Annotated in this window: 9 protein-coding genes and 1 pseudogene; all 10 read right to left on the minus strand. The window is 63.8% G+C overall.

What is annotated here, in order from left to right:
• Positions 1-145: 145 nt before the first annotated feature.
• Positions 146-290, minus strand: a pseudogene (locus ACNPP0_RS24550) (PA0069 family radical SAM protein); the annotation flags it as partial.
• A 212-nt stretch (positions 291-502) separates the two neighbouring features.
• Complete coding sequence (gene cysN, locus ACNPP0_RS24555) at positions 503-1801, minus strand: sulfate adenylyltransferase subunit CysN (protein ID WP_332610460.1); 1299 nt, start codon at positions 1799-1801, stop codon at positions 503-505.
• Between the two features lie 40 nt (positions 1802-1841).
• A complete protein-coding gene (gene cysD, locus ACNPP0_RS24560; RefSeq protein ID WP_332610462.1) occupies positions 1842-2750 on the minus strand; it encodes a sulfate adenylyltransferase subunit CysD in 909 nt (302 codons plus the stop codon).
• A 41-nt stretch (positions 2751-2791) separates the two neighbouring features.
• The gene (locus ACNPP0_RS24565) at positions 2792-3538 is read right to left on the minus strand and encodes a phosphoadenylyl-sulfate reductase (RefSeq protein ID WP_332610464.1); all 747 of its coding nucleotides are present in this window, start codon (positions 3536-3538) and stop codon (positions 2792-2794) included.
• Entirely contained in the window at positions 3535-4599 is a 1065-nt protein-coding gene (locus ACNPP0_RS24570; RefSeq protein ID WP_332610466.1) for a sulfate/molybdate ABC transporter ATP-binding protein, read from the minus strand. Before ACNPP0_RS24570 ends, ACNPP0_RS24565 begins: the two co-directional genes overlap by 4 nt.
• Before the next feature lie 27 nt (positions 4600-4626).
• Positions 4627-5529 carry a sulfate ABC transporter permease subunit CysW gene (cysW, locus tag ACNPP0_RS24575; protein ID WP_046802743.1) on the minus strand — a complete coding sequence of 301 codons (903 nt, stop codon included), beginning with the start codon at positions 5527-5529 and terminating at the stop codon, positions 4627-4629.
• Positions 5526-6416, minus strand: a complete 891-nt coding sequence (cysT, locus tag ACNPP0_RS24580) for a sulfate ABC transporter permease subunit CysT (RefSeq protein ID WP_332610468.1) — start codon at positions 6414-6416, stop codon at positions 5526-5528. Before cysT ends, cysW begins: the two co-directional genes overlap by 4 nt.
• A gap of 24 nt (positions 6417-6440) precedes the next feature.
• On the minus strand, positions 6441-7469 hold the full coding sequence (locus ACNPP0_RS24585; protein WP_448707259.1) for a sulfate ABC transporter substrate-binding protein: 1029 nt from the start codon (positions 7467-7469) through the stop codon (positions 6441-6443).
• Between the two features lie 213 nt (positions 7470-7682).
• Positions 7683-8324, minus strand: coding sequence for a peroxiredoxin (locus tag ACNPP0_RS24590; RefSeq protein ID WP_046802740.1), 642 nt, complete (start codon positions 8322-8324; stop codon positions 7683-7685).
• 150 nt (positions 8325-8474) lie between these two features.
• Positions 8475-9771: acyl-CoA dehydrogenase family protein (locus ACNPP0_RS24595; RefSeq protein ID WP_448707260.1), on the minus strand; the 1297-nt coding region annotated here is incomplete at its 5' end.

A 9771-nucleotide genomic window follows, 5' to 3' on the forward strand; every position in this document is an offset into this window, starting at 1 on the left:
GCCGGCGAGTTGTGCGCGAAGGCGGCGTCGGGCGAATGGGCCGACGCGGAATCGCGGGAACTATCGGGATCGGGAAAAGTGTCGGGAAAGGAATCCGCAAAGGATTCGGGGACGGAGTCGACGAAATCCGCCGGCAGGCCCGAACCAGACCAACCGTCGTCGACCTGCACACGGTCATCGCGCTGAAAGCGATGCCGAACATTAGTAACCGCACCCCGACCGCGCACGGGGGGGGGGGCGGCAGCCGGGGACCCAGAACCGGCGGGAAAAGAATGATCGGTGCGTGCCATAAAAACTACTGTACAAAAACACAGTAGTTTTGACAAGCACCAAAACCCTTTTCGTAAGACAGCCCCACTTTACCGCAAGACGCGGAGCGCGTCTGAACAATTCGATTTCATCAGGCGATATCGCCCGGAGACCCGCGCCAGCATTGAATTTGGAAGAAATACAACACCAAAAATCGGGCGGAAATTCCGTTGTTTTCCGGCCCGATTCAGCGCTAGCGCAACATGCCCGCCGCAGCCGTCTGATGCGTGGCTTCATCGATCAGAATGAAGGCACCGGTAGACGGCACATCCGCGTAGCGATCCACCGCCAACGCCTCGCGCGTGGTGAACGTCACGCGACCAATGTCGTTCATCTGCAAGGTGCCTTCGGTGTTCTCGACTTCCTGCAATTCGTGGATGTCGCGATGCGAAAGCACCGCGCGAATCTTGGCCGACGTAAGCCGCGTGCCCGACTTCAGCAGATACTTGCGCGCCGGGTTCAACGCCTGCGCATCCAACCAGCACAGCTCGGCCTCGAACTCGCGCGTGACTTGCGCGGGCGCCGCCGTGTGCACGATGACGTCGCCGCGCGACACGTCGACATCACGATCCAGCACCACCGTGACGGAGTCGCCCGCCACCGCCTCGTCCAGCACGCGATCAAAGACGCGAACCTCGCGCACCACCGCACTGACACCCGACGGTTGCACAGTGACCGCATCGCCCGCGCGCAGCACGCCGCTGGCCACCCGGCCTGCATAACCGCGAAAGTCCTCTTTCTGGTCGCCGCCGTGTCGCGCCACCCACTGCACGGGAAAGCGCAGCGGCAATGCGCGGCCATCGCTGGCCAGGTCCAGCGATTCCAGGAGCGCCAGCAAAGGCTGGCCTTCGTACCAGGGCGTCTTGGGCGACAGCGTTACGACGTTGTCGCCGTTCAACGCCGACAGCGGCAGCGCATCGAAATGCGCGATGCCCAGCTTGGCCGCCAGTTCGGCATACGCATCGCGAATGCGTTCGAACACGGCGCGATCCCAATCGACCAGGTCCATCTTGTTCACGGCCACCACGATGTGGCGGATGCCCAGCAGGCGCGCGATGGTGCTGTGCCGCTTGGTCTGCGGCAGCAGCTTGCCGTCGGCGGCGCGCGTGGCGTCGATGAGGATGACGGCCACGTCTGCCGTGGACGCGCCGGTGACCATGTTGCGCGTGTATTGCTCGTGGCCGGGCGCATCGGCAATGATGAATTTGCGTGCGGGCGTGGAGAAGTATCGGTAAGCCACATCAATCGTGATGCCCTGCTCGCGCTCGGCTTCCAGCCCGTCGGTCAAGAGCGAAAAGTCGATGCCGTCGCCCGCCACGCGCTTGTGCTTGGCGCGCGAGATTGCATCCAGCTGGTCGGCGAATACGCCTTTGCTGTCGTACAGCAGGCGGCCGATCAGCGTGGATTTGCCATCATCGACGGAGCCCGCCGTGATCAGGCGCAGCACGCCCGTGCCGGCGCCGGAAAGGAAAGAATCGTTCAGTGCATTCATGGTGCGTCCCCTGCCGCCGGCCTCAGCCGGCGTTGTGCATTCAGAAATAGCCTTCCTTCTTGCGGCGCTCCATCGAGGCCTCGGAAGTCTGGTCGTCCATGCGCGTGGCGCCGCGCTCGGTGATGTCGGTCACCGCCGTCTCGGCGATGATGGCGTAGGTGTCAGCGGCGTCGGAAGCCACCGGGCAGGTGCACGAAATATCACCCACCGTGCGAAAGCGCACCGGCAGCCGCTCGACCTGCTCGCCGTCTTGCGGCGGCGTCAGGCGCGTCACCGGCACCAGCAAGCCCTTGCGACGGACCACCTCGCGCTGGTGGCTGAAGTAGATTGACGGCAACGCCAGTTGCTCGCGCTGGATGTATTGCCAGACGTCCAGTTCAGTCCAGTTCGAAATGGGAAACACGCGCATGTTTTCGCCGCGATGCACGCGCGTGTTGAACAGGTTCCACAGTTCGGGGCGCTGTGCCTTGGGGTCCCATTGGCCGAATTCATCGCGGAAGGAAAAGATGCGTTCCTTGGCGCGCGCCTTTTCCTCGTCGCGACGCGCGCCGCCGATGCAGGCGTCAAAGCCGAATTCCTCGATGGCTTCCAGCAACGTCACGGCCTGTGCCGCATTGCGCGAGTCGGTTTCGCGGCGCAGCACCACGCTGCCCCGCTTGATGGAATCCTCGACGCTGCGCACGATCAGGGTCTCGCCCAACTCGGCCGCGCGCTGATCTCGGAACGCGATGACTTCATCGAAGTTGTGGCCGGTATCGATGTGCATCAGTGGGAACGGAAAGCGGCCCGGGCGAAACGCCTTTTCGGCCAGGCGCAGCAGCACCACGGAATCTTTGCCGCCCGAAAACAGCAGCACGGGCTTTTCGCTTTCGGCGGCCACTTCGCGCATGATGAATATCGCTTCGGATTCCAGCCAATCCAGGTGGCTGCGTTGGATCACAGCAGACATAGGTTATTCCCCTAAGACAGATTTTGAATTCATGGACGGCGTCATTCGCCGCGCGTCACGACACTGATGACGCGGTTGCCCGCGTGCAGACCGCATTCCTTGGAATCCGACGATTCCCACCACCATCTTCCGGCGCGCACGTCTTCGCCCGGCCGGATGGCGCGCGTACAGGGCTCGCATCCGATGGACGGGTAGCCCTGGTCGTGCAGAGGGTTGTAGGGCACGTCCAGCGCACGGATCACTGCCCACACGTCGTCCTCGCTCCATTCGGCCAGCGGGTTGAACTTGGTCAGGCCGAACACCGGGTCCTGTTCCTGCAAGGGCAGTTCGCCTCGCGTGGTGGATTGCTGCCGGCGTTGACCGGTGATCCAGGCGCTGCGCCCCGCCAGCGCGCGTCGCAGCGGCTCGACCTTGCGGATCTGGCAACAGGCTTTGCGCAGCGCCACGCTTTCATAAAACGCATAGGCGCCATGCTGGGCAACGTGCTGCTCCACCGCCGCCGCCACGGGCCGGTACACCGTGACGTCGCGCCCGTAGCGCCCGCGCACGGCATCCAGCACGCCCAGCGTTTCGGCATGCAGACGGCCCGTATCCAGGGTGAACACCTCCAGGTCCAGGCCCGAGTCGTAGATGGCATGCGTCAACAGCATGTCTTCAGCGGCCAGCGACGAGGCCAGCGCGGCGTCCGGGTGGCGCTGCTGAATATCGGCCAGCCGCTGCACCAGCGCCTGCCAACGCTGCGCCAGCGAGGCGTCCTGGATGGAGGGAAAATCAACGGAGGTCGTCATGGTTGCACCGCAAAGATGCGAGCGCGCCGGGGACGCGCCAACAAAGTATCGCCATCGCGCAGGTCCAGTTCCCGGTACAGGTGCTCGGGCACTTCGGCTTCGATGATGGCGTCGGAATCCTGGCGCGCCAGCTCCAGATACGCGCTGGGGCCGGCCAGATAAGCGTGCGACAGGCGCACCGCAATGCCCTGCCCGCCCGCGCGATAACGCTCGATCTCGAACTCGTGCGGACGAACGTAGGCGGTGGCGCGCTGCGCATTGGCTTGCGCCAGCTCGGGCGCCGGCAGCGACAAGCCGGCGCCTTGCCAGACACCGCCCGTGGCCACGCCCTGCAACTGGTTCACATCGCCAAGAAAGCCGTACACGAACGGCGTTGCGGGCTGCTCCCAGACTTCACGCGGCGTGCCCACCTGCTCGATGCGCCCGGCGTTCATCAGCACCACGCGGTCGGCGACCTCAAGCGCCTCTTCCTGGTCGTGCGTCACAAACACGCTGGCCACATTCAGCTCGTCATGCAGACGGCGCAGCCACCGACGCAGCTCCTTGCGCACCTTGGCGTCCAGCGCGCCGAACGGTTCGTCCAGCAGCAACACGCGCGGCTCCACGGCCAGCGCGCGTGCCAGGGCGATACGTTGACGCTGGCCGCCGGACAGCTGCGCCGGATAACGATCCGCCAGCCAATCCAGCTGCACCAGCGTCAGCAGGTCATGCACCTTGCGCTGGATCTGGTCTTCCGAAGGGCGCTGCGACCGATGCTTCACGCGCAGGCCAAACGCCACGTTCTCGAACACCGTCATGTGCTTGAACAGCGCGTAATGCTGGAATACGAACCCCACCTGGCGCTGGCGCACGTCCACGTCCGTGGCGTCTTCGCCCCCGAACAGGACGCTGCCCGAATCGGGCAATTCCAGCCCGGCGATGATGCGCAGCAGCGACGTCTTGCCGCAGCCGGACGGCCCCAGCAACGCCACCAGTTCGCCGGTTTCAATATGCAGCGACACGTCGTTCAGCGCCTGAAACTGACCGAACCGCTTGGATAGGTGTCGAACTTCGATACTCATGCCTGTCTCCGTCTTGGCCGTCGCGCGTTACGCGATGGCCGGCTTGATCGTTGCGGCCGCTGCACCGGGGTACTCGACCGGCAGGTCGGCGGCACGCAACATGCGCGCGTTGCGCCACTCGACCAGGTTTTTCGCCACCAGGGTCACCAGCGCCAGCAGGGCCAGCAACGAGGCCACGGCGAACGCGGCCGAATACTGGTATTCGTTGTAGAGAATTTCCACGTGCAGGGTCATCGTGTTGGTCAGCCCGCGCACCTGGCCGGACACCACGGACACCGCGCCGAATTCACCCATTGCCCGCGCGTTGCACAAGATGGCGCCGTACAGCAGGCCCCACTTGATATTGGGCAACGTCACACGCCAGAAAATCTGCCAGCCGCTGGCGCCCAGCGTCAGCGCCGCCTGTTCTTCTTCGCTGCCTTGCGCCTGCATCAACGGGATCAGCTCACGCGCCACAAACGGAAAGGTCACGAACAGCGTGGCCAGGATGATGCCGGGCACGGCGTAGACGATCTTCCAGTCGTGGTCCTGCAACCAGCCGCCCAGCCAGCCTTGCGTGCCGAACAGCAGGATGAACACCAGGCCGGCCACCACGGGCGACACCGAGAACGGCAGGTCGATCAGCGTGATCAGGAACTGCTTGCCGCGAAACTGGAACTTGGTGATGGCCCATGCCGCCGCCACGCCAAACACCAGGTTCACCGGCAGCGCGATGGCGGCCACCAGCAAGGTCAGCCGGATGGCGGACAGCGCGTCGGGCTCGACGATGGCGTCCAGGTACAGCTGCCAGCCTTTCTTGAAGGCTTCGGCGAACACTGCCGCCAGCGGAACCAGCAGGAACAGGGTCAGGAATGCCAGCGCAACAAACAGCAAGATGCCGCGCACCCAGCGCGGTTCGGTCAAATGGGCGGGACGGTCCGCTGCGCTCATGCCAGCCTCCCGAGGTTGCGGCGGGCTTGCCAGCCTTGCAGCAGGTTGATGACCAGCAGCATGACGAAGGACAGCACCAGCATCACGGTCGCGATGGCGGCGGCGCCGGCGTAGTCGAATTGTTCCAGCTTGGAAATGATCAGCAGCGGCGTGATCTCGGACACCATCGGCATGTTGCCGGCAATGAAGACCACCGATCCGTACTCGCCAACCGCCCGCGCGAACGCCAGCGCAAACCCCGTCATCAGCGCCGGCACCACGGTGGGCAGCAGCACGCGGCGGATGGTCTGCCAGCGGCTTGCGCCCAGGCTGGCGGCGGCCTCCTCGATTTCGCGTTCTACGTCTTCCAGCACCGGCTGCACTGTACGCACCACGAAGGGCACGCCGATGAAGATCAGCGCAATCACGATGCCCAGCGGCGTGAACGCCACCTTCCATCCAAACCACTCGGACAGCGGCCCGCCCAGCCAGCCTTTCTGCGAATACAGGGCGGTCAGCGCGATACCGGCCACTGCCGTCGGCAGTGCGAACGGCAGGTCCACCAGGGCGTCCAAAATCTTCTTCCCGGGAAAGCGATAGCGCACCAGCACCCAGGCCACCACGGAGCCGAACACCAGGTTGACCAACGCGGCGATCAGCGAGGCGCCAAAGGTCAGTTGATACGACGCCATCACGCGCGGCGCCGTCACCGTGTCCCAAAACCCTTGCCACCCCAGTTCGGCGCTTTTGATAGGCAGCGCGGCCAGGGGAATCAGCACAAGCACGCTCAGGTACAGCACGGCGTAGCCCATGGAAATACCAAATCCGGGCAGCACGCCCGGGCTGTTGCGCCGAACGGCAAAAGGCGCTTGCGCGCCGATTGCCGTCGGGGGGGAGGCAGTTGTCATAGCCGTCGTCCGAAGGTCGTCTCGTTATTTCTTTTGCGGCAGATAGATCTGGTCGAAGGTGCCGCCATCACTGAAGTGATCTTTCTGCGCCTTGCGCCAGCCGCCGAAGATCTTGTCGTCGATGGTGACGAGCTTGACCTTCGGGAACTTGCTTTCGTATTTGGCGGCCACCGTCTTGTCGATGGGCCGGTAATAGTTCTTGGCGATGATTTCCTGTGCCGCGGGCGTGTACAGGAATTCCAGATACGCCTGGGCGGCGGCGCGCGTTCCCTTTTTGTCCACGATCTTGTCCACGACGGCCACCGGCGGTTCGGCCAGGATGGACAGCGACGGCACCACGATGTCGAACTTGTCCGGACCCAGTTCTTCAAGCGCCAGGAAGGCTTCGTTTTCCCAGGCCAGCAGCACGTCGCCCACGCCGCGTTCCACGAACGTGGTCGTGGCGCCGCGTGCACCGGTGTCCAGCACCGGCACGTGCTTGAGCAGATCGCCGACATAGGCGCGCGCCTTCTCTTCGCTGCCGCCGTTCTTTTCCAACGCGTAGGCCCAGGCGGCCAGATAGTTCCAGCGCGCGCCTCCGGAGGTCTTCGGGTTGGGCGTGATGACTTGCACGCCGTCCTTGATCAGGTCGTCCCAGTCCTTGATGGCCTTGGGGTTGCCCTTGCGCACCAGGAACACGATGGTGGACGTATAGGGCGAGCTGTTCTGCGGCAGGCGCGACTGCCAGTTCTCGGGGATCAGCCCCCGGTCGGCAATGGCGTCGATGTCATAGGCCAGCGCCAGTGTCACCACGTCGGCTTCCAGCCCGTCGATGACCGAGCGCGCCTGGCGGCCCGATCCGCCGTGCGACTGGCGTATGGTCAGGTCGACGTTGGCCTTTTCCTTGTACTGCTTGATGAAGGCGTCGTCGATGGCGCGATACAGCTCGCGCGTGGGGTCATAGGACACATTCAACAGCGTTTGTTTTTGCTGTGCTTGCGCCGGCGCCACGGCTGTCAGAGAAACCGCCACCGCCGCCAGCGCGGCCAACCAACCCGCTTTTCCGAAAGACATCCCTTGCTCCCTGTATTTTCAATATGGAAGCAAGTGTGCTGGCTGCGCATTCTGAACGGAACGAATCATTATTTGATTGCTCATCGCTCGCAGGCATATAGGACAGCCGTCCCAGCCATGAAAAAACCGCCGCGTTCTCCTATGGAGAAGGCGGCGGTTCGGGCGGCTGAAAACCGCGTTTTTTACCGGGATGCTACCCCCCGGAATCCGAATTTACTTATTCGGTTGCGGCGTGATGCGCAGGTAAGGACGCACGGCCTTGTAGCCTTTGGGGAACTTCTCTTTGATGACGGCTTCGTCCTGCAGGGACGGAACGATGATCACATCGTCGCCGTCTTCCCAGTTGACCGGCGTGGCCACGCTGTGGCTGTCCGTCAATTGCAGCGAGTCGATGACACGCAGGATTTCATTGAAGTTGCGGCCCGTGCTGGCGGGGTACGTGATGATCAGGCGCACCTTCTTGTTCGGGTCGATGATGAACACCGAACGCACCGTCAAGGTGGCGTTGGCGTTCGGGTGGATCATGTCGTAAAGCTCGGAGACTTTGCGGTCCTTGTCGGCCAGGATCGGGAAGTTGACCTTGGTGGACTGCGTGTCGTTGATGTCTTCGATCCATTTCGAATGCGAATCGGCGCCGTCCACAGACAGCGCCAGCACCTTCACATTGCGCTTGGCGAATTCGTCAGCGAGCTTGGCCGTGTAACCCAGCTCGGTCGTGCACACCGGCGTGAAATCGGCCGGGTGCGAAAACAGCACCCCCCAGCTATTGCCCAGATATTCGTGGAAGCGAATGGGACCGGCCGAGGAATCCTGTTCGAAATCGGGGGCGGTATCGCCCAGACGTAGATGGCTCATGGTGTCTCCTATTTGAGGATTCAGTGGGGAGGAAGCTGGCTGCCCGGCTAGCTGGGCAGCGCAGGATGGCGTTTCAAAGCCGAGCTTACTGCTTGCGAAACGATTCTTCCATCAAACCTTCGGTCGAGGAAATACGCAAGCCATATAACCTTATGCAATATCCACTGCCGCGCCGCAGGCGTCCGCGACGACGCCGGCGCGCACTGCCGCCGACAGTGCCAGCGCCCGTGGAAGGATGTGAGCGGCGTAGAAAAGCCCAGTCGCGATCTTCGTTTTATAGAACGGGTCTGACGAACCGGCGGCGATGTGCCGACGGCACGCAAGCACGGCGCGCGCCATCTGCCAGCCGCCATGCACCACGCCGGCCAGCATCAGGTAAGGCACGCTGCTGGAAAACACCGCGCGCACGTTGGCGGCGGATTGCTCAAGAATGAACCCCACGCCGGCCTCGTAGGCCTGGATGGCGCCATCCAGGTTGTCGCGCAACAGGCGCAGCGCATCGCGCTCGGGCGCCGCCGCGCGGGTGGACTCGGCCTCGACCGCGCGCAAGGTCTCGCGCATGGCGGCGATGGCCGCGTAGGCGGTGGCGCCGCCGTCGCGTTGCGTCTTTCGCCCCACCAGATCGTTGGCCTGGATGGCGGTGGTGCCCTCGTAGATCGGCAGAATGCGGGCATCCCGGTAAAACTGCGCCGCCCCCGTTTCCTCAATAAAGCCCATGCCGCCATGCACCTGGATGCCCAGCGACGCGACTTCGACCGCGATTTCCGTTGAGTACCCCTTCACCACGGGCACCATGTATTCATAGAACGCACGGTTGCGCGAGCGCTGCTCCGGGTCGGGGTGATGCGTGCCCTTGTCATGCGCGGCGGCCGTCACATAGGACACGGCGCGCGCCGCTTCCGTCAGCGCCTTCATGGTCAGCAGCATGCGCTGCACGTCCGGATGGCGCACGATGGCCACCGGGCCGGCCGACCCTTCCACCGCACGGCCCTGCACGCGTTCGCGCGCGTAGGCCAGCGCATGCTGGTAGGCGCGTTCGGATACGCCGATGCCCTGCTGCCCCACCGAATAGCGCGCCGCGTTCATCATGATGAACATGTATTCCAGGCCGCGATTCAGTTCGCCGACCTGATAACCGACGGCGCCCTCGCCGACCTCGCCCTTGCCCGAGCCATACAACAGCACGGCGGTGGGGCTGCCATGGATGCCCAGCTTGTGCTCCAGCGATGCGCACCAGACATCGTTGCGCTTGCCCACGGCGCCGTTGGCGTCGACCAGGAACTTGGGCACGATGAACAGCGAAATCCCCTTTACGCCGGCGGGCGCGTCGGGCGTGCGGGCCAACACCAGGTGGATGATGTTTTCGGCCAGATCGTGTTCGCCGAAGGTAATGAAGATCTTCTGGCCGAACAGGCGGAAGCTGCCGTCGTGGGGGGGCACGGCGCGC

The organism is Achromobacter semiaridum, assembly GCF_053543755.1.